Here is a 24,818-nt window from a genome sequence, read left to right as displayed (position 1 = left end):
ATTAAGCCTAATTTACAAATATATTCGAAAGCACTGTGCTATAAAACCTACTACAATTTCTTTACTTACTAACCCACGGATTGCCCCGTATGGAAAATCGCCAGGGCAGTAATGCATCTTCGCCGGCATAATCTATACCAATTCTAGGGCCAATAACAACATTTTTAGGAGCGATTTTCCTCCCGATATCCTCAATCCAAATTTCGTTATCAAGGAGAGATTTTCCATTAAGTGTTCGGTCAATGCCCAAGGCCTTAGATAGTTTACCAGGCCCCGAAGTCAAATGAAGTTTATTGGATATTTTTCCTCTCCTTAACAACATTTCTTGTTCACCTGATAAAGGCTCGAGCGCCCGAACAAGTACAGCGTCTGCAACCCCTTCTACATTTGTCACAACATTAAACAAATAATGCATACCATAGCACAAGTAAACATAACTATAACCACCTCTTTCAAACATAATGGCATTTCTATTCGTTTTTCTGTTATTATAAGCATGGCAACCTTTCTCCTTCCATGAGTATGCTTCCGTCTCAACAATTAGCCCTCCTGTAATAACACCGTCCAGGTTGGTATATAGCACTTTGCCCAATAGATCCTTGGCAATTTTGACGACGTTATTTTTAATATAAAAATCAAGTGGCAGCTTCATCGCAATCGTATTCTTCTTAAAGTTTTCGTAAATTTGCCGCTTTATAAACACAAAATTTAAACTTTAATTCCACCGTATGAAAAAAACGTTGCTAATCGTTGGGTTGGCCATAGTTTCAATGTTCGCGCAAGCACAGGTTGTTACACCGAGCGCAAGTGCTGCTGGATCAGTATCTACAACTGTTGGTCTTACTGACGTAAAGATTGATTATTTCAGACCAAAAGCAAAAGGAAGAAAAATTTTTGGAGATGCGTCTGCAGGTGCTTTAGTTCCTTACGGTTCTATCTGGAGAACAGGAGCTAACAACGGCACTAAGATTTCGTTTTCAGATGATGTTAAGGTAGAAGGCATCAATGTTTCCAAAGGTGAATACCTTATTTTTTCATGGCCAGGAGCTACTGAATGGACTATTGCTTTATATAAAGATGTAACGCTTGGTGGAAATACTGGTGGCTACGACAAGTCAAAAGAAGCTGCTAATTTTAAAGTAAAGCCTGAGAAGCTTACTGAAAAAGTAGAGACGTTTACTATTAACATCGGTGATATCTCTGACGACAACAAAACGGCAAAAGTGCAACTTGCGTGGGAAAACACTTCGGTGAAGTTTACAGTTACTGTAGACTACGATGCCAAAGTTATGAAGTCTATAGAGACAAATACGAAGGTAAGTGCAAATAACTATTTCCAGGCTGCTGTTTATTACCTCGAAAATGGTAAAGATCTGAAGCAAGCGCTTGAGTGGGTTAACAAGGCGCTGGAGGGTGCTAACCCTGCGCCTTTCTGGATGTTACACCAAAAGGCTAAAATCCAAAAAGCTTTAGGTGATAAAGCTGGTGCTACTGCTACAGCTAACGCTTCTCTTGAAGGTGCTAAAAAAGCAAATAACCGCGATTACCAAATGATGAATGAAGAACTTCTGAAATCATTAAAGTAATTGACTCATCATAATCTATTGCAAAAAAAAGGTTGCTGAATATTGGCAACCTTTTTTGTTTTCGTTTTAAATATCTCTACAGCAACTCATCAAAAGTATTCCCCTCTTTAACATCACCCGTTTCCCAGCCTTTCTTAAACCAATACATTCTTTGTTCAGACGTACCGTGGGTAAAAGCATCCGGAACAACATACCCTTGTGATTGTTTTTGTAATCTGTCATCACCTATGGCATTTGCTGCCCTTAACGCTTCTTCAATATCTCCTTCCTCAAGAATATTCTCTTTCTTCTGTGTATGATGGGCCCACACTCCCGCGTAGAAGTCTGCCTGTAATTCAAGTGCTACCGATAATTTATTTCCCTCTCGCTCGCTTAGTGCTTGTCTTGCCTGATGAATCTTATCGGAAGTACCCAAAAGATTTTGAACGTGATGTCCTACTTCATGTGCTACTACATAGGCCATTGCAAAATCGCCCGAAGCACCAAAGCGTGTACTTAACTCATCGTAGAAGCTTAAATCGATGTATACACTATTATCAAGAGGACAATAAAACGGACCCATAGCTGCATTTGCTGTGCCGCATCCAGAGCGATCAAGCTGAGTAAATAAAATCAGTTGTGGTTCCTGATAGTCCTTACCGAACTCTTGCTGAAACAATGAATTCCAAACGTTTTCTGTTTCCTTCAGAACTACTGAAACAAATTGTCCTTGTTCATCATGCAGTCGATTACCCGGCACCTGCCCAGGGGATTCATTTCGTGATTGAGTCCCAACATTAATAGACTCAAGCGGGTTATTACCTAAAAGGAGACTGAGAATAAGTATTACAATACCACCTAATCCACCACCTATCGCTAAACGGCCTCCCATTCCTCCACCTCTTCTATCCTGAACATTGCCGCTTCCTTGTCTGCCAATCCAACGCATAGCTTATTAAACAAATTATCTAAATATTTTTTTTATAAATCACGTGCCAGATTAATGAACCCTATTTATTACGCGGTTGAATAAGCTTAGCTATCAGGCCAGTCCATCCTGTTTGATGAGAAGCTCCCAACCCAGCTCCGTTGTCTCCATTAAAATACTCATAGAACAACAAGTTATTTTTGAAATACGGATCACTTTGAAATTTTTCGACATTACCAAATACAGGCCTTCTTCCTGTCTCATCTTCAGTAAAAATACCCACCATCCTACTTGCAAGATCGTCTGCTATTTCTCTCAACGTTTTCTTGATACCAGAACCTGTAGGATGTTCAACCAAAAAATCATCTCCATAATAATGATGAAAACGCTGCAAAGATTCTATGATAAGGAAATTTACTGGAAACCATATAGGACCTCTCCAGTTTGAATTACCACCAAACAAACTTGAATCACTTTCTCCTGCGTTATATGCCACAGTAAAATGTCCATTGTTTATAAACAATGAGTACGGGTGCGTCTCGTGATATTTACTTAATGCACGAACGCCATACGCAGAAAGAAACTCTTCTTCGTCAAGCATTCTTCTAAGTAAACATTTCATTCTATGTCCTCTTAAAAGAGAAAGCAGGTGGCGCTCACCCCTACCCTTTTCCGCCCAACGGGAAATAAGATTTGCTAGGTGAGGCCGGTTTTTCAAAAACCACTGAAGCCGTTCAGTAAACTCAGGCATTGCATCAAAGATATCCTGATCAAGCACTTCTACAGCAAAAAGCGGAACCAAACCCACCATTGACCTCACTTTCATCTTTATGCGCTGATCATCCGCCGTATGAAGAACATCGTAAAAGAACTCATCCTCTTCGTCCCACATACTTATTCCATTATTCCCAACGTTTGCCATTGCGTCTGCTATGTATAAGAAGTGTTCGAAGAATTTAGTAGCAAGACTTTGATATGTTGGATTTTCTTTTGCAAGCTCAAGAGACATTCGCATCATGTTGAGCGTAAACATAGCCATCCAGCTTGTGCCATCAGATTGTTCAATAAAACCTCCATCAGGTAAAGAGGCACTTCTATCGAACACACCAATATTATCCATTCCCAGAAAACCTCCCTGAAAAATGTTATTACCGTTATAATCTTTCCTGTTAACCCACCAGGTAAAATTCAACAGAAGTTTATGAAATATCTCCTCTAGAAATTGCCTATCGTTTTTGCCTTGAAGTTTTGAATCTATTTTATACACCCGCCACGCAGCCCATCCGTGCACAGGAGGGTTAACATCACTGAAAGACCACTCATAGGCAGGAAGCTGTCCATTAGGATGCATATACCATTCTTTCGTTAGCAACAACAATTGTTTTTTTGCGAACTCTGGATCAACCATTGCCAATGGAATTGTGTGAAATGCAAGATCCCATGCAGCATACCATGGATATTCCCACTTGTCGGGCATAGAAATAACATCCGCATTATTTAAATGCAACCACTCATAGTTTCGGATCCGCATTCTTTCCCTGGGAGGTTTCGGTTGGCCTTCATCTCCCCTCAGCCACTGGTCAACATCAAAGTAATAAAACTGCTTACTCCATAACATACCTGCAATAGCTTGTCGTTGAATATTACGCAGATCTGCACTTTCAATAGTATGTTGCATCTCTGCATAAAAATCGTCTGCTTCCTCTATTCTCTTGTCAAAGATTTTCTGGAAGTCTTTAAATGGGTTCGGATTGTATTTTGATGAAATACGTAAGCAGATAATTTTACTATCACCAGCTTCTAATGCGAGATCATAGTTGAGTGATGCTTTTGTTCCTTTAGGGAGATCACTAACCGCCCCGTGTTTGTTATGAATAAGAAAATCATTTATACCATCCTTATAGGTTCCATTGGACTGATATCCATATAATCTTTCCGTATTTGTCTCATTTTCACAGAACAGAAGGGCGATGTTATCTTCGTAATAAAGGTAGTAGGTATCAAGATCAGGATGATGTGCACTGATTACTCCAGCTTCGTCTTTAAATATTTCAGCATTCTTTTCATCAATTCCCCAAGACCATGTGTTGCGAAGCCATAAAGTAGGAAGTAGATTAATTGCCGCGCTTTTTTCTCCTCGATTGTAAATAGTAACTCTTATAAGTAAATCACTTACATCAGCCTTTGCATATTCGATTTCAATGTCGAAATAAGCATTGTTATCAAAAACACCTGTGTCTGTAATTTCATACTCGGGCGCTCCCCTATCTCGTCTTTTATTTTCCTCCAACAATTTTATATATGGGTATTCTTCATGAGGATACTTATACAGCATTTTCATGTAAGAATGGGTAGGTGTGTTATCCAGGTAGTAATAGAGCTCTTTACAATCCTCCCCATGATTACCCTCCGGATTAGAGAGACCAAATAGTCTTTCCTTAAGAATCGGGTCCTTTTTGTTCCAAAAAGCAAAAGCAAAACAAAGTAACTGCTTGTCATCAGACACTCCACCTATACCTTCTTCGCCCCACCGATATGCTTTGCTTCTTGCCGCATCATGGGTAATATAACCCCAGGCATCACCATTTGCACTATAATCTTCCCGTACCGTACCCCATTGTCTTTCGGATAAATAAGGACCAAATTTTCTCCAATCTTTCTGTTTAAGTTTATCTTGTATTAAGCGCTTTTTTTCTTCGTTCATTCATAAAGATTATTGCTGCTAAGTAATATAAAATATTACTTAATATTTACCCATTATCTTCAAAACCTGGATAAAGTAACATTCCACCGTCTACAAAAAGGGTAATACCATTTACATATTCAGAATCATCAGAAGCGAGCCATACTGCTGCTCCGCCTACGTCTTCCGGTTCGCCTATTCGTTTTTGAGGAATAAGTTTAAGTAAGTTGTTATAGGCTGCCTGTGTTTGCCATGCTGCATGATTAATAGGCGTTTTTATAGCACCAGGCCCTATGCTGTTTACTCGGATTTTCATGGGAGCATATTCCTGTGCAATCGTCTTCATCATCATCATTATGCCTCCTTTAGAAGCGGCATAATTAGCATGGCCTGCCCAGGGAATTACTTCATGAACGGAGCTTATACAGATAATCTTCCCCGCTGATCGTGACTTAGAGGGAACCACTCCTCTTTTTAAAAATTCCTTTATTGCTTCTCTCGCACATAAGAACTGACCTGTAAGGTTCGTGTTAATAACATGGTTCCATTGATCTAAGGTCATTTCATGAAACTTCGCATCATTCTGAAGACCTGCATTGTTAATAAGAATGTCCACAGTTCCATATCGCTTAATAGTCTCTTCAAATAGTTTAATGACATCCGGCTCTTTGCCAACATTTGCTTTAAAAGTAAATCCTTCTCCTCCTGCATCTGTAATTTCCTTTAAAACCTTTTCCGCCTTATCAGCACTACTCGAATAATTAACAACCACTTTTGCTCCCTCAGCGGCAAGAGCTTTAGCAATGCCTGCTCCTATTCCCGAGCTCGCGCCTGTTATAATAGCAACTTGATCCTGTAATTTTTTCCTATTATTCATGGTTCACGTAATTATTTTAGTCTATACAAATAAATTAAATATTCGAACAAATTAACGGTGGAAGCGTTTTAAATTTAATATCACAACTTCCTGGTATTCATAAACGCAGTGATAATGAAAATTAACGGGCCAAATCCAGGCACTAATACATTTAAATATCTTCCTGAACTAGCTCGTTCTATTTTAGAAAAACATTTAAATGATTTTGCTCACCAACTGCGGAAGCAATTGCTTGAAATTGGAACACCTCTTTTACATAAACTCAATTATTTAAGCGAGGAACAGATAGTCAAACATACAGTTGCATCGGCAAACGAGTTTCTCAGTTATATAGCATCAAATGAGGTAAACAAATATCTTGAAGTTTCATCCTCACGGTGGTATCGGGATGAAATTACCGTCCTCAAAAGAGAAGACATAGGAGCAGAGGATATTACGGTAGTTAACTTTGTAAGGTCAAAGATTTTAAAAAAATATGCAAAGCAATATAGCACTACATCAGATAAATTATTTCAATTATTAGAAGAGATAGATACTCTTCTTTTCATTTGCACAACATCTTCAACAAAAACGTATATTGATCTACTCCATACCAAGGTTGAGGAAGAACTCCATTTTAACAAACATCTTATAAAAACTTCCCCGGGAATTATTTTTATTTTCAACACCGAACACCTGAAAATTACTTATGTCAATGGCAATATCAAGGGGATCACAGGTTATAGTGCCGAAGAAATTATGCTTATGCACGAGAATGATTTAAATTCATTAATCCATTCTGGCGATACTGATGTAATTAAGAAACACCTTCAGGATATTACCAATGACACCACAGGAAGGGTTCACGAATTGGAGTATAGAATCAAAAGTAAAAATGGTAAATACACCTGGCTTCGCACCTACACGGTCATCTTTAAAAAAGATAATAGTCGAAGACCCATAGAACTGTTATGTCTCAGCTTTGAAGTAACTAGAGAACGGGAAATCGCAATTGCTCTTAAAAAAAGGGAAGAACAACTACTAGAAGCGCAGTCTATTGCCCAATTAGGAAGTTTTGAATGGGACATGGTTAATGATACTTCCATTAATACTCCGGAACTAGGAGAAATATTAGAACTCGCCCAAAGCGAGAAACATAACGACTTTATGAAAAGAGTTCATCCTGAAGACAAGGAAAAAGTGGCACGCACGCTGGCAGAGGCATTTGCTACAGGTAAGCTTGATTGCCAATACCGCTATTTAGCAAACGGGAAAGAAAAGACTTTGTGGACAAGAGGGAGAATACTTTTTGAAAATGGTGAACCGACATTAATGAGGGGAACTATTCAAGACATCACAGAGCTCAAGCGAATTGAACATGAACTTTTAACAAAGACGAGAGAGCTTGAACGAAGTAATGAAAGTTTACAACAATTTGCTTCTATTGCAAGTCATGATTTAAAAGAACCCTTAAGAAAAGTTTCTATGTATAGCAATATGGTTTTAATGTCGGAGGAACATGCGTTATCTCAGACTTCAGTCATGAATCTCGAGAAGGTGAAGGCTTCTGCTTTACGAATGCAAAACATGATTGAGGATATTTTAAACTTCTCTTCAATAACGAAAGAGACAACTAAGGAAAAAATTGATCTTTCAGTTATCATAGAAGAGGTTAAAGATATCCTTGGGGAATCGATTAAAGAGAAAAAGGCTACTATTATTTATAGAAACCTTCCAGAACTATGTGTGGTCCCCTCAGATTTCAGACAGCTTTTTCAGAATTTAATTGCCAACTCTTTAAAATTCTCTAAATCGGACACTGCTGCTTACATTGAAATCACGTCTCAATATATCCAGAATACTACAACAGAAAAGGATAACAGTACTGTTAAGCGATATATAGAAATACGTGTTATAGACAATGGCATAGGTTTTAAGCAAGAGTACGCTGAAAAGATATTTGGGCTTTTCACACGTCTGCACGGCAGATCAACTTACGAGGGCAGTGGCCTAGGCCTCTCTATATGCAAAAAGATAGTTGAAAATTATCGTGGTTCAATAAGAGCAGAATCAATCTTAGGTAAAGGGAGCACTTTCATAATTACGCTCCCTGAGAAGCAATAAATCTAAACCTGTCTATCGCCCTTGCCTCCACTTGTACTACTTTGATGCCCCACATTTCCATCTCTGCTTCCGCCAGCACTTTCTGACGTACCCGAAACGCCTTCCTGATGCTTTTGCTTTTTACTACTTTCAGATATTGGAGGTAATTTAGAATTTTTATTACCCGTATTTTTCTTTGGCTTCATAGACTTGTCCCTCCTGGTTTAACACACCGCTAATCTTGATAACGCTTTTACGTTTCTTAAACATCTTCAACAATTGTAATTCCCCCTTTATTTTCTTTTCCCAAAGTGTTTGCTTCTTTGATAACGCACCGTGCAACGTCTCCAGATCGTATTTTTGATCTACCTCATTACTTTCTTCAAGGAGAAGGTTAATTGCTGCGTTATATGTTTTTATATCATTAACATTTTTCTTTTCAAGTTCTTCGATTTGCTTCCTTATCCTTCTCGCATAAAGTTCGGCAATATCAAAGTGAAGCTTTTCGTGAGCAAGAAGTGACAAGGATTTATCGGTAGCCCAGGACTTGTTTCTATCAAAGTAAGCAATTACATCGTATCGCACTTTATTTTTTACGTAATAAGGTTTTGCTTTTATAATGACTGCTGTACCAGCATCTCCTTTCGCTTCATCAGCACGTTTACCTTTAAAGTCCTCCCAAGTTAGTTCATAGTACTCATTCCACTCAAGCAGATTTGAACGGCCCTCGCTTGATTGGGAAAAACAAAAGCAATTATTAACAAATAACAAGAACAGCACTAACCCTGATACTTTCATATATGTATCGCTCTAATTCAAACGAAATGCCAACCACATAATGCCGCTTGATGCTGCTCGGGTCTTACATTAACATTAAGATCTTATTGAAATCCCTAAAGGCATTTAGTAATCTCTAAAAAAATGACTTTATTGCTTACAATCTAAGAAAGAGAGTTGAGCTTTCGATCCTCACCGGCAGTTCATCATTTCGGGCACTAATCAAAATACTAAAAGAACCGTCATGAACAAGATCAATTTAAATGCCCCATATAAAATAATACCTAATAAATATAAGCAGTATCAAAAGCATTACAATATACCGGCTGCTGAATGTATCTTGGTCCCAACTAAAACATACGGAGATCAAATTCTTTGTAATGTAATATGGAAGAACGAAACAGGGCAAATGCTTATTAAAGCAGATTTAATGTTTAGCAGTTCAAATATTATCGCTGTTGACGCCATAAAAGATTTTATTCTTTACAAAACGTGGGAAGAGCACATTGGTAAAGCTCTTGCTTAATCTAATGTACTTGAGTAACAGTACAGGGAGACATGCTCCACTTTTTTTAAGCTAATTTGAAACAGATCCTTCTGTTAAGTATCACTAATTTAACTTCGATATAACGCACTTTATCTTTTATATCTAATTTTAAACTTCCGATTTCCTACTCTGTGATTCTAATGGCACCCCATTTTAATGTTATGGTTTAAAAATTAGTTTTATGGAAATGGAAATCACAAAAAAACGTAAGCGTATAAAAAGACCATACGAAAAAGTTATCTTAAGACAAAGTTATAACCAGTCATCTGAGAAGTCCCATAAAAATCAACATTTGGATTAGACTGTTTAATTTTTTACCCTTCTTCTCCTCCTCTTACTTTTTTTGATACTTATTTTTTCTACTTGGTAATTGTTATGGCCGGTTAACTCCGCTCTTGAAAAATGTTCAACCAACAGGAACAAGATTTTTAGCAGCCATGCTGTTGAATATCGTTGGCTTGACATGAGAAGGATTTTAATTTCGTTTTTAATAATTACAAGTGTAGTTAATTTATCAATTGCCCAAGTAGATACTAGTTTCATTTACAACCCAAACATGCCTTACGGTACGCTTGACCTACGGCTTGCTAAATCTGCAACTCAGTATTACTACCTTCAAGAAGATATCACTTTCAGTTTTAGGGAGGATCCGCCAGGAGTAAAGACAAAGACCTTTCGGGACATGACCTCGTTCGACTCAAGTCCTTATAAAGAGGGAAACTTAAGAGAGAAGAATGGTTCCAGAGATCTGTTTGTAATGAACTATCGGATACTCTTTCCAAAAAATTACGATCCCAATTTCGCTCAAGGATATCCTATTATTTTCATGCTTCATGGTTGGGGCGAAACAGGAAACTGTTGGGAGCGCGACTGTTACTGGAGTGATGCTGGGTATAACCCAAATACCAATAATCCTCCCGCGCCTACAAGTCCGAGTCATGAACTTCTTAATAATGACAGGAACTTGTACCTAGGCGGATCACAACATCTTGCAGCGGTAAATCTCGCAGGCTCTCTCCTTCCTGATAATCCTTCTATGCCTGGACGAGCCTTTCCTGGACTTGTGCTTTTTCCTCAAAGCTTAAATGGATGGCTTCAAACCGCACCTGTAGAAGATGCTATTAAACTGTTAAGGCTTATTTTAAAGAAGTATAATATTGACGAGAATCGTGTTTATATCCATGGCCTTTCAAATGGCGGTGCTGGTGTAAACAATGTTGTTAAAAGAGCACCTTGGCTATTTGCTTCTGTGCTTACAATGTCAGCCGTAAGTGATGGTGGAATAGTCTCACAAAACCAAATAGGTGAAGCTTCAAAAATTCCATACTGGATTTTTCAAGGAGGGCAGGATACAAATCCTACTCCAGGGAAAACCTATAATTTTGTAAGAAGTCTTCGCGACAATGGTGCGGTGGTTCGTTATTATCTTTATACAACACTAGGTCATGCCACATGGAATTCTGCTTTTAGAGAAACAGATTTTTATTCATGGAATCTTCAACAACGAAAGACTAATCCACACATTTCCTATGGTAATCCTGTAATATGTAAAACGACAAATACGGGTGTTACTATTTCATTTTCAAAAGGGTTTCTCGCTTATCAGTGGGAAAAGGATGGACAAATTATTAATGGGGCAACTGGCGCCGAGTATGTAGCGACCACGGTAGGTAGATATAGAGGAAGGTTTAGTAGAAAATCTACCTCTCCTTCTTCTAGTTCTGAATGGGAACCGTGGTCCGATCCAATTATTGTTTCTGAAGTAAATCTACAGAAACCAGCCATTGAAGTTACTGGAACAACACACCTAAGAGGACCTGGATTAACAAGCACAAATGACAACAACACGGTGACTCTTAAATCGTCAGAGACCGCAGAACTTTATGAATGGTTTAAAAATGGTCAACTGATTAATTTTACCAACACTGACATTGATGATACACTTCGTACTGTTTCATTTACAAGTTCAAGTTCATCTACCAATGGCGCTTATACATTACGAATAAAGAATTCATATTGTCCAAGTCCCCAGTCAGACCCTGTATACCTTTTCTTTAATAATTCAGCACAACAAAATATAAATTTAAATTCTGCATCAGCTGATATGAAAGGCGTTGCTACAGCCTCAACAGTATTCCTATCATGGAATGACGTGTTGTCAAATGAAACAGGATATGAAATCTGGAGAAGAAAAACTGGGACAACAAGCTTCAGGTTCGCTGGAAGGACACAAGCAAACGCTATCTCCTTTCTAGATACTTCTTTAGAACCTTCTACAACTTATGAATATAAATTAAGGGCTATTAATAACACAGGCCGCTCCAATTATATCCCGTCAGACGACCTGAACCTGAACTTTAAGATCACAACGCTTAACGATCGGAATCTCCCGTCAGCTCCTCAAAATTTAGTTGTCACTGGAAACACCATTAATACTATATCAATAAAGTGGGATCAGGCAACAGATGACGGGGGCGTAAAAGAGTATATAATAGAATATGGCAATGCTAAAATTTTAACAGGTTCTGCTAATACATCGTTTACGATAACGAACCTTAATTCTAACACTATATATCCTGTTAAAGTTATGGCTGTAGACTTTTCAGGAAAACAATCTCAGCCTTCAAACCAGGTTATAGCTAACACATACGTAACCAGTTTAAGCTATAAGCATAGCACTGGCACTTGGTCCAGCCTAGATGAACCTTCAATGAAAGCCACGTGGACAAATCCTGAATACGTCGGTACGATTAACAATTTTTCTTTAGCTCCAAGAACCCAGGAAGATTATTTCAATTTCCAGTTTACAGGCTACTTGAATATTACCACAAGCGGTACATATACCTTCAGAATTACTTCAGACGATGGTAGTCGATTGATTCTTAATGGTACTACTATAATTGATAATAATGGCACACATGGAAACGTAACAAAAACAAGCGAACCCATACAACTTAATGCTGGTTTTCACCCGATAGAGGTACAATACTTTGACTACAATGGAGGGCAAAGCCTAACCGTGCAATACATGGGACCTGGCATTGGTAATGGAAGTACATTTGTTAATATTCCAGACGCAGCTTTAAAAAGCGGCACGTTTACTCCACCTACTCCACCCTCTGCTCCTTCCAGCTTGATAGCACAAACTTTAGGAATGCAAAAGATTGCTCTATCCTGGAATTATAATGATGACACAGCCACAGACTATGAGATATATAGAAGTACTACTGGAAGTGAGCCATTCTTGATGGTAGGCAGAAGTACAGGATTAACTTTTATTGATTCAATAAATCTCATTCCTGGAAAGATATTTTACTATAAAGCTAAGTCCGTAAATGGAAACGGCTCATCACCTTTCAGTAATGTTACAAATGCCACCACCACGTCCGACAATATCCCACCAACTGTCCCAGGTGGACTTACGTTATTGTCAAAGACGAATACCAGTATCTCTTTTAATTGGGAACCATCTTCAGATAATATTGGAATAAGCGGATACGAGGTTCTTGAAAATGGAGTAGTAATATCAAATGCATCAATCAATGCATATACAGCTTCAAATCTAAAAGCAAGTCAGAGCTACAATTTCTCAGTAAGAGCTATTGACTTGAGTGGTAATCGTTCTGGCATCTCAGAAATCCTCACTTACTATAACGGAATGGATTACCTATACTATTCGTTGGCATCAGGAAATCTTAATGATGTAAACACGTGGAAAACTAATCCCGATGGAACAGGCGATTCACCTTTAAACTTCACTGATGTTGGTCAACAATTTATTATTGCTAACAGGACATCTTCTGGAATTGGAGGCGAGTGGACCGTAACAGGCGAGCGATCAAAAATTGTTATACCTCCAGGTGTGTCCCTTACCATTGATAATAGTTGTTTTTGTAAGATAGATTTGCAAGGCACCTTGAATCTTGAAACTGAAGTATCGCCGGAATTCGTCAATATTTCTCCATCGTCAGTAATTAACTTCAATGGTGCTACCCGCGTTCCTAAAAACAATTATGGAAACATTAATTTAACAGGCAGCACTAAAACATTTGACTCAGATACAATAAGCATACAAGGCAACTTGACTGTTGGCAATGGGGTTAGCCTTTATAGTACAAGCCCAGCTGTTCTTAAGATGGCAAAAGACCTCATTGTGAATGGAGCACTCTCCAATGATAGTGAAAGTTCAATCACTTTACATTTTACGGAAAACACCTCACATTTACTTCAAACACAAGGTGACCTTAGCGTATTTGGTATTTCGATTGGACGAAATGGAACAGTGACTTTAAAAACAACAAAGCCGATTAATTTAACTTCAGGCACTTCAAATGGTGGCGGATTAAAATTACTAGTTGATGCGGTATTGGTACTCGATCAAAACAACTTGCAAATAGAAGGTACTGGTACAATCAATTCAAATCTTGAATCTGGAAGAATTTCTATTCAGGGAGGAGACGTGATAATCAATTCCAATGCTGCTGAAACTTCAAATCTATTTTTCGATCGAGCCAATCACCAGATAAAGTATTTTGAAGTAGACGTCGCAGGTTCCGTATCAATCAAAGAAAATGTTGATATCATTCAAGGTGTTAAGATAAAACGTGGTGTTCTGAATTCTGATGGGCATATTAACCTAATTGCTACCGAAAATAATTACGCATCTGTTTATCCGATTGAAAACAATGGCATGATCTCAGGTGATGTTCAGGTACAAGTATATCATAAAGCTGCCGGAAAAGTGCTGAAAAATCTGAGTGCGCCCGTAAAAAATGTTTCCGTTTCAATCTTACAAAATTCCGTTCCTATTACAGGAAACTTTGTGGGGTCGTCAACAGGATTAGGATCAGATGCATCTATGTTTGAATTTGATGCAGTGAACAATAGCTGGCGACCTTTCCCCTCCCCAGGAAGTTCGAATAGTGAGATGCTCGAAGTCGGAAAAGGTTACTCCGTCCTTATGTATAATGGAACTTCTCCGGCTACAATTAAATTCAATGGTCCGTTAAACCAACATAATATATCCTTTAATTTGTCAGGTTCGTCATCTTCTGACGCTTCTGCTGGGTGGAATCTTATCGGTAACCCATTTGCATCCTCCATCTCTTGGAATAATTCTGTAGGATGGAGCAAGTCGGGTGTTAGTAATATTTTGCTAAAACAGAAAAACACTATTGTCGATGGTGTTAACATCACACAATACCAATACTTCGATCCTTTACTTGGAGATGTAAGTATATTACCAGGAGAAGCATTCTGGGTAAAAGCTTTTACAGCGAATCCTTCTTTGACGATATCTGAAAGTGCAAAAATCCTAGCACAAACAAATTCTTACCCGTCAACTAATAGTGACACTTACTACCTGGGGATTTCGTTGCAACAACAGTCACTTAGTGATGATACTTACCTTGTTTTCAGTTCAGATGGTACAGACCAATATGACGCCTTACTTGATGCGGGAAAAAGAAAGAATACTGGCGTGTTTAATCTGTCAACTACGGTTGATAAATCTACGATGCTTGCTGTTAATCATTTGAATACCGCGCAATGCGCGAAGACAATTTACCTTAACATTGAAGACGCCAAACCTGGCTCTTATGCTTTAAAGTTTACTAACTTAAGCAGGTTAATCAATATTTGGAAAATTCAGCTTCACGATGCCTTTACAAATACAGTAACAACGCTTACACAAAGTACTTTCAATTTTACAGTCACAGATAACGTTAACTCGTATGGGTTGAACAGATTCTACCTTACTTTCCAAAAAGTATCATTTAATATGGATAATCATATTATTGAAACAACAACTGCATGTACCCCTTATCCTGCCGAAATATTGATACGCAATGCACAAGAAGGCGTTAAGTACACCGCTATTACTTCCAATGGAAAAAGATTCTCTTCCATTGCAAATGGGAAAGACGATTTGATAATACACATACCTCATACTGAACTTAGCTTAGGAACTAATAAATTAAGTGTTGAAGCAGGATTTGAAGGCTGCGAAGTATATCCATTAGAATCAAATGTAGTTATCGATCTACTTCAAGGTACAGAAGTAAACATTGCTGATAAGGTACGCGTATGCACAGCTTCAGATGTAACACTAACCGCCTCCGGCGCAATAGAGGGAGGCCATTATAGATGGTTTGATTCCGCGCAAAACGAAATTCAAAATGCAAATAGTGCTACCCTTGTAGTATCTTCTCCTGTAAACGGTACTGCTTACTATGTTTCTGCAGTTGCACCTTCTGGTTGCGAAAGTGAAAGAAAATCGGTGGTACTTTATGTAGACGTTATGGAAGAACCTGTAATTACTTTATCTAATGACACCTTATGGATCAATAATAGCAATGTAGATTATCAGTGGTTTGTAAATGAAGAAGTTATTGAAGGCGCCACGAACAATTTCTTTATTCCTCAAGCTCCTGGAGAGTACACGGTGGAAATATCAAATGCAGAATGTTCAGTAAAATCAAAAGCTTATCTCTTTAACCTTGTTTCTAATGAGCCCCTGGATGAAAACTTCAACATTTCGATTTATCCAAATCCTACAACTGGTTCTTCAATAAATGTTGATGTGATTACAAGTAGGATAATACCATTGAAGTTACAAGTTCTCGATTTAACAGGGTCGGTTCTATATGAAAGAAATATTGAAGCCAAGGGAATGTTAGAAACACTAACCATTGAATTCTCAAATACGCTCACTGAAGGCATCTATATAATTCAGATAAAGCAGGGGGACAAGGAGATCAGGAAAAAAATTGTAGTGAGAAACTAAAGAAAGTAAGGAACGCTGATAAAACAAAAAAGAGTTACAGAATGTGTAACTCTTTTTTATTTGAGCCCCCTGTCGGAATCGAACCAACGACCTACTGATTACAAGTCAGTTGCTCTACCAGCTGAGCTAAGGAGGCAAGATTGCTATCTTTTATCCCTAACAGTCATCTATTGTCTGTTTAGGAGGTGCAAAAATAGCTTAAGATTCTTTCTGTGCAAACAATTCAATAAAAAAATAGTGGGAAGGCGGGTAATAGACGCTAGTAACTCCTCACATTTAATTTAAATAATAAAAGGAATGCTAGTAATAGCATTCCTTTCATAACGGTGTTTTTTAGATACTTATGCTGTCCTTAGTAGCTTAAGTTGTTGCTTAAGTTGGTGCAAATGTTCAGTTGCAACCTTGATCTTATCATTGAATTCTTCGCGCACTTTTTCTGCATTGTTAGACCTGCCGAAGAATTCAAGGTTATTACGCCATAGCGCAATATCATTTTCCACCTTCTGTATTTTCTTGCGGATAGCCTGCTCTTTTTGGTATAGCTTGCGATCTCCCATCGGATCTTTCTTAAGATCACTGATCTGATTCTCAAGAATTAGCCTGCTCCTATCGTCTTCAGTAAGATCAGGAATTGCCGCAACAAATTTTTCAACTGCCTCGTGATACCGGTTCTTAATGGCGCTTATATCCTTTTTAGGAACGAAGCCAATTGAATTGTACCGATCCTGAAGATCTCGCAATAAATCCGCACTCGCAGTTCCCGCTTGTGCATTTCTTTCAAGTTCTTCACATATAGAAGTCTTCACGTTTAAGTTATCTATTTGTTCCTGCTCTACCTTGCCCTGCTGACCTCTTCTCTGCGCGAAGAAATAATCACAAGCATCCTTAAACTCCTTAAACACCTTTTCCCTGAACTTTTCAGGTACCGGACCTATATCTTTCCACTTCTGCTGTAGTACCTTTAATTCATTGGAAGTTTTCTCCCAGTCTGTACTTTCTCTTAGATCAAAAGCTTTCTTAACAAGCTCATTTTTGAGATTCAGATTGCTCTCGCGTTCTTCATCGAGCTTCTTAAAGAAGGTATTCTTATTGTTAAAGAAAGCTTTAAAGGCAGTCCAAAACTTCTTGTTTACATCTTTTGCTTTTGCTCTTGGTAATCCGCCGATAGCCTCCCAACGCTTCTGTAACTCAAGAATTTCTTTTGTTTTTTCATTCCATTCTTTAATACGATCGGTATTGAAAGAAGCAAATGCCTGGGCTTCGTCTCCCAGCTTCGACTTTTCTTCAAGGTTCTTATTAAGTTCTTGCTGTAAGTTTTGAAGATATGCATCCCGTTTAGCATATACCGCATCTGATGCTGCCTTGAAGCGTTGCCATACTGCCTCCTTATCATCTTTGGGAACAGGACCTATATGTTTAAATTCGTGGTGTAGTTCATTCAGCTCACGAATTGCATCTTTTATTATTTCAACTCCAGCCAGGCGCTCAGCCCTTGCACAAAGTTCCAGCTTTGCTTCCAGGTTTTTCCTCCGATCAAGTTCCTTAAGCTCAAAGTAAATACTTTGATTATCATAAAATCTGTCTTCGAGGGCATGATAATTAGCCCATAAAATCTTTGCCTGAGCTGTCGGAACTGGTCCAATGGCACGCCACTCCTTCTGAAGCTCTTTAAAAGCTTCAAATTGGTTTGTATGATCAGGTGAATCTACCAAAACTCTTAGCCTTTCTACAAGCTCTTGTTTTTTCCGAAGATTCTCATTCTTCTGTTCTTCCTGTTGGCGATGGAACTGCGCCCTACGATCTTTGATGAGTTTATAATTAGCATCAAATGCTATATCATTTTCATCACCTTTATAATCAAAATCTTCAGCTACTCCTCCTGTAGATATAAACCGCTCAAGAGCCGCACTCCTCTCTTTTTCACGGCACTCATCATAAAGAGGCTTAATATCTTTGACCACAGCATCAACTCTCTTTAGATTATTATCTTTTGCAAGATCTTTAATCAAAGCTACAAGTTGAGCCTTGGTATAATGAGAATAGTCGACGTGCTTATGTGCTTCTTCGTCAAATGAATCATCGCTTAATTCATCATGCTCTGATTCTTCAGAAGCCAGTACACTTTCGCTGTGGCTTTTAGCAAGCCCAGCCTGATGTACATGTTGCTCATCACGTTTTTCTTTTTCGATTTCCATGGTCAAAGTATCCATTTCCAATTCCTTTAGTGCTAATTTAACAAAAATGACTAATTCAATCTCGGATCAACAGGGTAGTTTGAATAAACAGAGTATCTACCACCCATATTATCGAGGGCTTTTCTCCACAAAAGTTGCGGTTCAGTGTCAAATAAAAGCTGGTTAGTGACATAATCACAAACTATCCAGGATTCCTGTTCCAGCTCCGATTCTAATTGTCCTGGCCCCCACCCGCTGTATCCCAGGAAGAAGCGAATATCATCAGAAGACAGTTGTCTTGTATCGCACATTGTGAGCAGGCTTTCGAAGTCTCCTCCCCAAAAGACATTGTCAGTAATTACCACATCATTTTCGATGCGCACATTTCTATGGATGAAATGAAGTGTGTCCTGTTGAACTGGGCCTCCAACATATACCAGATTCTCCATTCCCGTCAAATCCTCCATTACTTCATTGACTTTAAGTACCGAAGGTTTGTTCAAGACAAAACCAAATGATCCGTCTGCATTATGTTCACATAGTAACACTACGGTTCTTTCGAAGTTCGGGTCTGGGAGAAATGGCTCAGAGATAAGCAAGCGACCTCGTTCCGGGATTAATTTATTTTTATATCTGAAAAACTCCATTCAAAATTAATTGTAACTAAATCCTCTACTCAAGTAATATTAACAACTCTATAGCGGATTGTTTAATTTCTTGAATAAAATATTTCCTTTTCATCTATGCAAATCCTATTTCTTTGATAATTTTTATGCCATATATCCGAAACCGTATGCAAAATATAGCTGATATCAGAAAGGATTACACCAAAGCAAGTCTTGATGTTAATACAGTAAACTCAGATCCCGTCATTCAATTCGAAATATGGTTTGGTGAAGCGTTAAAGGCACAGATAACAGAACCCAATGCAATGACCCTTGCAACTGTTAATAAAGAAGGAAGACCATCTGCAAGAGTGGTTTTATTAAAAGGTATCGAGAATAAGAAGTTTCTTTTCTATACAAATTATCAAAGCAGAAAGGGGAAAGAACTTGAGGATAACACTGCCTGCGCTCTGGTATTTTTCTGGCCGGAATTGGAACGCCAGATTCGTATTGAAGGCATAGCTGAGCGTGTTGATAACAAAACATCAGAGCAATATTTCCAAAGCCGCCCTCGCGGATCACAAGTAGGCGCATGGTCTTCTCCGCAAAGTGCCATTATAAAAGACAGATCTATCCTTGAAGAACGTGTAGCTCAAATAGAAAACAGGTTCCTTGGTCTTCCTGTTCTACCAAAACCAAATCAATGGGGAGGATTTCAGATCGATCCGTTTTTGATTGAGTTTTGGCAAGGCAGGGCAAGCAGATTACATGACAGGATTGAGTACGTTAAAGTAGATGGCAAATGGAAGATGCACAGACTAGCACCCTGATACTTGTAGCGATGTGATTTAATAGTTATTTAGATTAACATATCATTAATTTGTTTGATCTTCTATCTAAAGAAGATCAAACAAATTATTAACACCTGGATATCTTCTGACAGTAAATCCCTCTCCATACGTTCCGCCTATAGAGTGCCCTAATTCAATACCTCGTGATTCAACCATCTTCAAAAATCCAGGCTTACTGATATAAGTCTCTGGCTCTTTACTGCTAGGATCAAAAAATTGCGATTTAAAACATCTTATCGCATTCATCTTCGTTTCCCAATGCGAGGAAACATCAACGATAAAATGAGGCTCGATAAAATCACTTTGAATATAATGATAGACTGAGATTGGTCTCCAGGGATCTTGTTTCTTACCATCTTCATCTACTGTTTCTATCTTCGCTAATCCAGAAAGGAAGCAAGCATCAAAGGCTAATGAAGCACCTTTGCCATGGTCGATATGTCTATCGCGTATGGCATTAGCTAGAACGATTTGCGGTTTATACTTCCTTACTACCTTTACTACTTCCAACTGACTCTCAATATCATTTTGAAAAAAGCCGTCTTTAAGATTTAGGTTCGTTCTGACCGCAACACCCAAGACTTCTGCTGATTTAGCTGCCTCTTCTCTCCTTGTTTCAACGGTACCTCTGGTACCTAATTCGCCACGGGTTAGATCAGCTATTCCTACTTTTTTGCCCATGGCTACGTGCTTGGCAATTGTACCGCCGCAACCCAGTTCGGCATCATCAGGATGAGCTGCCAAAACAAGAATATCGAGTTTCATTAAATCTTATGCTCCTATTTGAAATACTAAGGTTAATTATACGTGCGCTGTTGTCATTAAGCTTCCAACCTCAAGTTCCTTGGCAACAAGGAATTTCTCAGCATCCAGTGCTCCCATACATCCGGAACCAGCAGCGGTTATTGCCTGACGATAAACTTTATCGGCTGCATCGCCCACTGCAAAAACACCGGGAATATTGGTTTTACTAGTACCAGGCATTACGTTAATATAACCCTTGTCATCCATATCAATATAGCCTCTGAATATTTCGGTGTTCGGCTGATGGCCGATTGCCAGAAAGAATCCTTGAAGTTGGATCTCTTTCTTCTCGCCGGTTTTATTATTAACAACTCGGATCCCTGTAACACCGCTATCGTCGCCTATGATTTCTTCAGTTTCTGTATTCCAATGAACTTCTATATTGGGTGCTTTAAACACGCGTTGCTGCATAATTTTTGAAGCACGCATTTCGTCTCGCCTTACTATAAGGTGAACTTTAGCACAAAGGTTGGCCAAATACGTCGCTTCTTCTGCTGCCGAGTCCCCGGCGCCTACTACAGCAACGTCTTTACCACGGTAAAAATAGCCGTCGCAAACTGCACAGGCAGATACACCTCTGTTGTAATATTCCTTCTCAGAAGGAAGTCCTAAATATTTAGCAGTAGCTCCTGTAGCAATTATTACTGTTTCTGCTATAACCTCGTGTTTCTCATCAACAATCACCTTATGAGGATAACCTGAAAAATCTACTGACGTAACAAGGCCATAATTGATCTTTGTACCAAAACGTTCTGCTTGTTTCTGTAAGTCAACCATCATCTGTGGGCCGTTGATCCCTTCCGGATAACCTGGAAAATTCTCGACGTCGTTAGTAATGGTAAGCTGACCACCTGGCTGGCTACCTGTATATAATACTGGTTTCAACCCTGCCCTGGCAGCATAAATTGCAGCGGTATATCCCGCAGGACCAGAACCAATGATCAATACTTTCACTTTTTCACTCATAACATGATTTATTAAAGTCGCAAGATAAAAACAAAGGGCCTCGCTTGAGACCCTTTATATTGATAAATTTTAAATCATTTTAACCTAGGTAAGGCTTCAAAGCCTTACTTCTTGAAGTATGACGCAACCTTCTGATCGCCTTTTCTTTAATCTGGCGTACGCGCTCGCGTGTTAAATTGAATTTCTCACCTATTTCCTCAAGGGTCATTGAGTGTTCGCCATTCAAGCCAAAATATAAAGTAATAACATCTGCCTCGCGCTGTGTTAAAGTAGACAAGGCACGCTGAACTTCTCTACGAAGAGAGTCATTCATCAAGCCTGAATCAGGTGTTTCTTCACTATCGTTTTCAAGTACATCGAGCAGGCTGTTTTCTTCTCCCTGAACAAAAGGCGCATCCATAGAAACATGGCGCCCGGAGATCTTCATTGTATCAACAACTTCTGCTGTTGTAACATCGAGTACTTCAGCAAGTTCTTCAGGAGAAGGTTCGCGTTCGTACTTTTGTTCTAGTTCAGAGAAGGTTTTAGATATCTTATTCAAAGACCCTACTCTGTTCAAAGGCAGGCGAACAATACGCGATTGTTCTGCCAAAGCCTGTAGAATAGATTGACGGATCCACCATACCGCATAGGAGATGAATTTAAAACCACGGGTTTCATCAAAACGTTGTGCAGCTTTTATCAGACCTAAATTACCTTCATTTATAAGATCACCGAGAGACAAGCCTTGATTCTGATATTGTTTAGCTACAGAAACTACGAAGCGAAGGTTAGCTTTAGTCAACTTCTCCAACGCAATCTGATCTCCTTCTTTAATTCTTTTTGCTAATTCAACCTCCTCATCAGGAGTAAGCAAATCCACCTTACCAATTTCCTGCAGGTACTTATCCAGTGACTGGCTCTCCCTATTGGTAATTTGTTTACTGATTTTAAGCTGTCTCATTCCTAATATTCTATGCGTTTATTAAACAATATAAGCTTTAAAGTTAGTTCCTGTCAATATTTCATAAGTACGATTATTCAGTCGGTGTTGTTTCCTTTTTAGGAGGTCTTGGCAGCAACACTTTGCGAGAAAGTCTGAATTTGCCGGTTTTCTTATCAACTTCAATTAGTTTTACCTTGATTTCTTCTCCAACTTCAAGCACGCCCTCCATTTTCTCGAGGCGCTCCCACTTAATCTCTGAAATATGAAGGAGACCATCTTTACCTGGCATAAACTCAACAAACGCGCCAAAAGGCATAATTGATTTTACTTTTCCGTCATAAACCTGACCTACCTCAGGAATAGCCACGATGCCTTTAATACGCTTAAGGGCAGCATCCATTGACGTCTTGTCATTGGCAAATACATTCACAACGCCTTTGTTGTCTACTTCTTCTATGACGACAGTAGCGCCTGATGTATTTTGAATATCCTGAATAATTTTTCCACCTGGGCCTATTACCGCACCTATCATTTCTTTATCAATAATAAGTGTTTGGGCACGAGGAGCATGTGGTTTAAGATCTGGTCTTGGTTCTGTAATAACCTTCTTCATTTCATTTAAAATATGAAGACGACCTTCTTTAGCCTGATTTAGTGCTTCTTTAAGAACATCATAAGTAAGACCTTCTACCTTCAAATCCATCTGGCAGGCAGTAATACCTTTTTCTGTTCCGGTAACCTTAAAATCCATGTCACCCAGGTGATCTTCATCTCCAAGGATGTCTGAAAGGATCGCATATTTACCTGTTTTCGCATCTGAGATCATGCCCATGGCGATACCTGATACAGGACCTGAGATAGGCACACCTGCATCCATCAGCGCTAGTGTACCAGCACAAACAGTTGCCATTGATGATGAACCATTCGACTCAAGAATATCTGAAACAACACGAATTGTATAAGGATTCTCAGTATCAGGAGGGAGTACTTGCTTTAGCGCTCTTAACGCAAGGTTTCCATGTCCTACTTCTCTTCTTCCAGGACCACGGTTTGGTTTTACCTCGCCTGTTGAAAAGCCAGGGAAATTATAATGAAGAATAAACTTGCTTGAACCTGAGAGCATCGCGCCATCAATCATCTGCTCATCCAGCTTGGTACCTAGTGTAACAGTGGTAAGCGATTGTGTTTCGCCACGGGTAAATACTGATGAACCGTGAGGTGCAGGAAGATAATCAACTTCACACCAAATAGGTCTGATTTCTCTTGTGCTACGACCATCCAATCGAATTCCTTCATCAAGTACTAGATTCCTTGCTGCTTTCTTCTGAATGTCATGATAATAACGTTTTACGAGATCTTTATCAATTGTAGACTCAGCAGGTAGTGACGCGAGATAGTCCTCAAGAATTTTAGAGAAACCTTCCGAACGAAGTTTCTTGTTGGTTAACTTCTGGCGTGCATGTGAATATGTTTTCTCATATAATGCCTTCCAAAGTTCTTCTTTAAGATTTTCGTCGTTATTCTCGTGACTGTATTGTCTTTTTTCTGTTTTACCTGCAGCTTTGGCTAGTTCTATCTGCACTTCACACTGAACTTTTATAGCTTCGTGTGCCGTCTTTAAAGCTTCGAGCATATCATCTTCGCTAACTTCTTTCATCTCTCCTTCAACCATAAGGATGTTATCAAGAGAAGCAGCAACGATCAGATCAATGTCAGCTCTTTCTTTGTCGGCCAAAGATGGGTTAATCACGAACTTTCCATCAATTCTGGCTACGCGAACTTCTGATATTGGTCCGTTGAAAGGGATATCTGAAACAGACAAAGCAGCTGATGCGGCAAAGGCAGCAAGCCCATCAGGTAATGCCGTAGTATCACCCGAAATAAGATAAATTATAACCTGTGTTTCAGCATGATAATCATCAGGGAATAAAGGTCTTATAGCACGGTCAACAAGACGGCTAATTAGTACCTCGTAATCAGAAAGTTTGCTTTCACGTTTCAAAAAACCACCGGGTACTTTACCGGTAGCAGCAAATTTTTCCTGGTAATCAACTGACAGGGGAAGAAAGTCAGCTCCTTCTACGCCTTCCTGGGCGGAAACTACAGTAGCAAGTAACATGGTATTCCCCATCCGTAGAACAACGGCTCCATCGGCCTGGCGGGCGAGTTTACCTGTTTCAATTGTTATTTGGCGGCCATCAGGCAACGCACAAGATTTTGTAATAACTGTTGGTGTCATAAAAAATAAGT

Annotated in this window: 17 protein-coding genes and 1 tRNA gene; 5 read left to right on the top strand and 13 right to left on the bottom strand. The window is 39.0% G+C overall.

The window, feature by feature from the left end; genetic code table 11:
- Positions 1–61: 61 nt before the first annotated feature.
- On the bottom strand, positions 62–652 hold the full coding sequence (locus KK060_RS01065) for a DNA-3-methyladenine glycosylase (protein ID WP_254151548.1): 591 nt from the start codon (positions 650–652) through the stop codon (positions 62–64).
- A gap of 76 nt (positions 653–728) precedes the next feature.
- On the opposite strand from KK060_RS01065, the gene KK060_RS01060 reads away from it, so the two are divergent.
- The gene (locus KK060_RS01060; RefSeq protein ID WP_254151547.1) at positions 729–1,586 is read left to right on the top strand and encodes a DUF2911 domain-containing protein; all 858 of its coding nucleotides are present in this window, start codon (positions 729–731) and stop codon (positions 1,584–1,586) included.
- 76 nt (positions 1,587–1,662) lie between these two features.
- Here KK060_RS01060 and ypfJ read toward each other — a convergent pair whose 3' ends face one another.
- The 3 genes from ypfJ to KK060_RS01045 form a co-directional block, all read right to left on the bottom strand.
- A complete protein-coding gene (gene ypfJ, locus KK060_RS01055) occupies positions 1,663–2,514 on the bottom strand; it encodes a KPN_02809 family neutral zinc metallopeptidase (RefSeq protein ID WP_254151546.1) in 852 nt (283 codons plus the stop codon).
- A 61-nt stretch (positions 2,515–2,575) separates the two neighbouring features.
- Complete coding sequence (locus tag KK060_RS01050; protein WP_254151545.1) at positions 2,576–5,197, bottom strand: MGH1-like glycoside hydrolase domain-containing protein; 2,622 nt, start codon at positions 5,195–5,197, stop codon at positions 2,576–2,578.
- 46 nt (positions 5,198–5,243) lie between these two features.
- Positions 5,244–6,053, bottom strand: a complete 810-nt coding sequence (locus KK060_RS01045; RefSeq protein WP_254151544.1) for an SDR family oxidoreductase — start codon at positions 6,051–6,053, stop codon at positions 5,244–5,246.
- Between the two features lie 114 nt (positions 6,054–6,167).
- Between KK060_RS01045 and KK060_RS01040 the strand changes: the two genes are divergently transcribed.
- Positions 6,168–8,156 carry a PAS domain-containing sensor histidine kinase gene (locus KK060_RS01040; RefSeq protein ID WP_254151543.1) on the top strand — a complete coding sequence of 663 codons (1,989 nt, stop codon included), beginning with the start codon at positions 6,168–6,170 and terminating at the stop codon, positions 8,154–8,156.
- Between the two features lie 2 nt (positions 8,157–8,158).
- On the opposite strand, the gene KK060_RS01035 is transcribed toward KK060_RS01040, so the two are convergent.
- Together KK060_RS01035 and KK060_RS01030 are read right to left on the bottom strand one after the other, a co-directional pair.
- Positions 8,159–8,341 (bottom strand): hypothetical protein, encoded by a 183-nt coding sequence (locus KK060_RS01035; protein WP_254151542.1) that lies wholly within the window; start codon positions 8,339–8,341, stop codon positions 8,159–8,161.
- A complete protein-coding gene (locus KK060_RS01030) occupies positions 8,316–8,933 on the bottom strand; it encodes a DUF922 domain-containing protein (RefSeq protein WP_254151541.1) in 618 nt (205 codons plus the stop codon). The genes KK060_RS01035 and KK060_RS01030 overlap by 26 nt, the downstream gene beginning before the upstream one ends.
- 223 nt (positions 8,934–9,156) lie before the next feature.
- Between KK060_RS01030 and KK060_RS01025 the strand changes: the two genes are divergently transcribed.
- Positions 9,157–9,438: a hypothetical protein gene (locus KK060_RS01025; RefSeq protein ID WP_254151540.1), complete on the top strand. Its 282-nt coding sequence runs from the start codon at positions 9,157–9,159 to the stop codon at positions 9,436–9,438.
- Positions 9,439–9,922: 484 nt separating this feature from the next.
- A complete protein-coding gene (locus KK060_RS01020) occupies positions 9,923–16,243 on the top strand; it encodes a fibronectin type III domain-containing protein (protein WP_254151539.1) in 6,321 nt (2,106 codons plus the stop codon).
- Between the two features lie 63 nt (positions 16,244–16,306).
- On the opposite strand, the gene KK060_RS01015 is transcribed toward KK060_RS01020, so the two are convergent.
- The 3 genes from KK060_RS01015 to KK060_RS01005 form a co-directional block, all read right to left on the bottom strand.
- Positions 16,307–16,379: transfer RNA gene (locus KK060_RS01015), tRNA-Thr, on the bottom strand.
- 205 nt (positions 16,380–16,584) lie between these two features.
- Entirely contained in the window at positions 16,585–18,438 is a 1,854-nt protein-coding gene (locus tag KK060_RS01010) for a DUF349 domain-containing protein (RefSeq protein ID WP_254151538.1), read from the bottom strand.
- Positions 18,439–18,488: 50 nt separating this feature from the next.
- Positions 18,489–19,064 carry a YqgE/AlgH family protein gene (locus KK060_RS01005; protein ID WP_254151537.1) on the bottom strand — a complete coding sequence of 192 codons (576 nt, stop codon included), beginning with the start codon at positions 19,062–19,064 and terminating at the stop codon, positions 18,489–18,491.
- Positions 19,065–19,210: 146 nt separating this feature from the next.
- Here KK060_RS01005 and pdxH point away from each other — a divergent pair, with 146 nt between their 5' ends.
- Positions 19,211–19,852: a pyridoxamine 5'-phosphate oxidase gene (pdxH, locus tag KK060_RS01000; protein ID WP_254151536.1), complete on the top strand. Its 642-nt coding sequence runs from the start codon at positions 19,211–19,213 to the stop codon at positions 19,850–19,852.
- Between the two features lie 66 nt (positions 19,853–19,918).
- Here pdxH and bshB1 read toward each other — a convergent pair whose 3' ends face one another.
- From bshB1 to pnp, 4 genes are all read right to left on the bottom strand, one after another.
- Positions 19,919–20,638, bottom strand: coding sequence for a bacillithiol biosynthesis deacetylase BshB1 (gene bshB1 / locus KK060_RS00995; RefSeq protein WP_254151535.1), 720 nt, complete (start codon positions 20,636–20,638; stop codon positions 19,919–19,921).
- Positions 20,639–20,674: 36 nt separating this feature from the next.
- Entirely contained in the window at positions 20,675–21,643 is a 969-nt protein-coding gene (gene trxB, locus KK060_RS00990; protein ID WP_254151534.1) for a thioredoxin-disulfide reductase, read from the bottom strand.
- A 79-nt stretch (positions 21,644–21,722) separates the two neighbouring features.
- Positions 21,723–22,586, bottom strand: a complete 864-nt coding sequence (locus tag KK060_RS00985; RefSeq protein ID WP_073130761.1) for a sigma-70 family RNA polymerase sigma factor — start codon at positions 22,584–22,586, stop codon at positions 21,723–21,725.
- A gap of 73 nt (positions 22,587–22,659) precedes the next feature.
- Positions 22,660–24,807 (bottom strand): polyribonucleotide nucleotidyltransferase, encoded by a 2,148-nt coding sequence (gene pnp, locus KK060_RS00980; RefSeq protein ID WP_254151533.1) that lies wholly within the window; start codon positions 24,805–24,807, stop codon positions 22,660–22,662.
- Positions 24,808–24,818: the final 11 nt, after the last annotated feature.

Source organism: Chryseosolibacter indicum (assembly GCF_018598585.1).
GTDB classification, from domain to species: domain Bacteria; phylum Bacteroidota; class Bacteroidia; order Cytophagales; family Cyclobacteriaceae; genus Chryseosolibacter; species Chryseosolibacter indicus.
This window is presented reverse-complemented; position numbering and strand designations above follow the sequence as displayed.

What these genes read in the sequence shown, in the direction of transcription:
- KK060_RS01065 (WP_254151548.1), bottom strand. Translation starts at nt 652, where the DNA reads ATGAAGCTGCCACTTGATTTTTATATTAAAAATAACGTCGTCAAAATT.
- KK060_RS01060 (WP_254151547.1), top strand. Translation starts at nt 729, where the DNA reads ATGAAAAAAACGTTGCTAATCGTTGGGTTGGCCATAGTTTCAATGTTC.
- ypfJ (WP_254151546.1), bottom strand. Translation starts at nt 2,514, where the DNA reads ATGCGTTGGATTGGCAGACAAGGAAGCGGCAATGTTCAGGATAGAAGA.
- KK060_RS01050 (WP_254151545.1), bottom strand. Translation starts at nt 5,197, where the DNA reads ATGAACGAAGAAAAAAAGCGCTTAATACAAGATAAACTTAAACAGAAA.
- KK060_RS01045 (WP_254151544.1), bottom strand. Translation starts at nt 6,053, where the DNA reads ATGAATAATAGGAAAAAATTACAGGATCAAGTTGCTATTATAACAGGC.
- KK060_RS01040 (WP_254151543.1), top strand. Translation starts at nt 6,168, where the DNA reads ATGAAAATTAACGGGCCAAATCCAGGCACTAATACATTTAAATATCTT.
- KK060_RS01035 (WP_254151542.1), bottom strand. Translation starts at nt 8,341, where the DNA reads ATGAAGCCAAAGAAAAATACGGGTAATAAAAATTCTAAATTACCTCCA.
- KK060_RS01030 (WP_254151541.1), bottom strand. Translation starts at nt 8,933, where the DNA reads ATGAAAGTATCAGGGTTAGTGCTGTTCTTGTTATTTGTTAATAATTGC.
- KK060_RS01025 (WP_254151540.1), top strand. Translation starts at nt 9,157, where the DNA reads ATGAACAAGATCAATTTAAATGCCCCATATAAAATAATACCTAATAAA.
- KK060_RS01020 (WP_254151539.1), top strand. Translation starts at nt 9,923, where the DNA reads ATGAGAAGGATTTTAATTTCGTTTTTAATAATTACAAGTGTAGTTAAT.
- KK060_RS01010 (WP_254151538.1), bottom strand. Translation starts at nt 18,438, where the DNA reads ATGGAAATCGAAAAAGAAAAACGTGATGAGCAACATGTACATCAGGCT.
- KK060_RS01005 (WP_254151537.1), bottom strand. Translation starts at nt 19,064, where the DNA reads ATGGAGTTTTTCAGATATAAAAATAAATTAATCCCGGAACGAGGTCGC.
- pdxH (WP_254151536.1), top strand. Translation starts at nt 19,211, where the DNA reads ATGCAAAATATAGCTGATATCAGAAAGGATTACACCAAAGCAAGTCTT.
- bshB1 (WP_254151535.1), bottom strand. Translation starts at nt 20,638, where the DNA reads ATGAAACTCGATATTCTTGTTTTGGCAGCTCATCCTGATGATGCCGAA.
- trxB (WP_254151534.1), bottom strand. Translation starts at nt 21,643, where the DNA reads ATGAGTGAAAAAGTGAAAGTATTGATCATTGGTTCTGGTCCTGCGGGA.
- KK060_RS00985 (WP_073130761.1), bottom strand. Translation starts at nt 22,586, where the DNA reads ATGAGACAGCTTAAAATCAGTAAACAAATTACCAATAGGGAGAGCCAG.
- pnp (WP_254151533.1), bottom strand. Translation starts at nt 24,807, where the DNA reads ATGACACCAACAGTTATTACAAAATCTTGTGCGTTGCCTGATGGCCGC.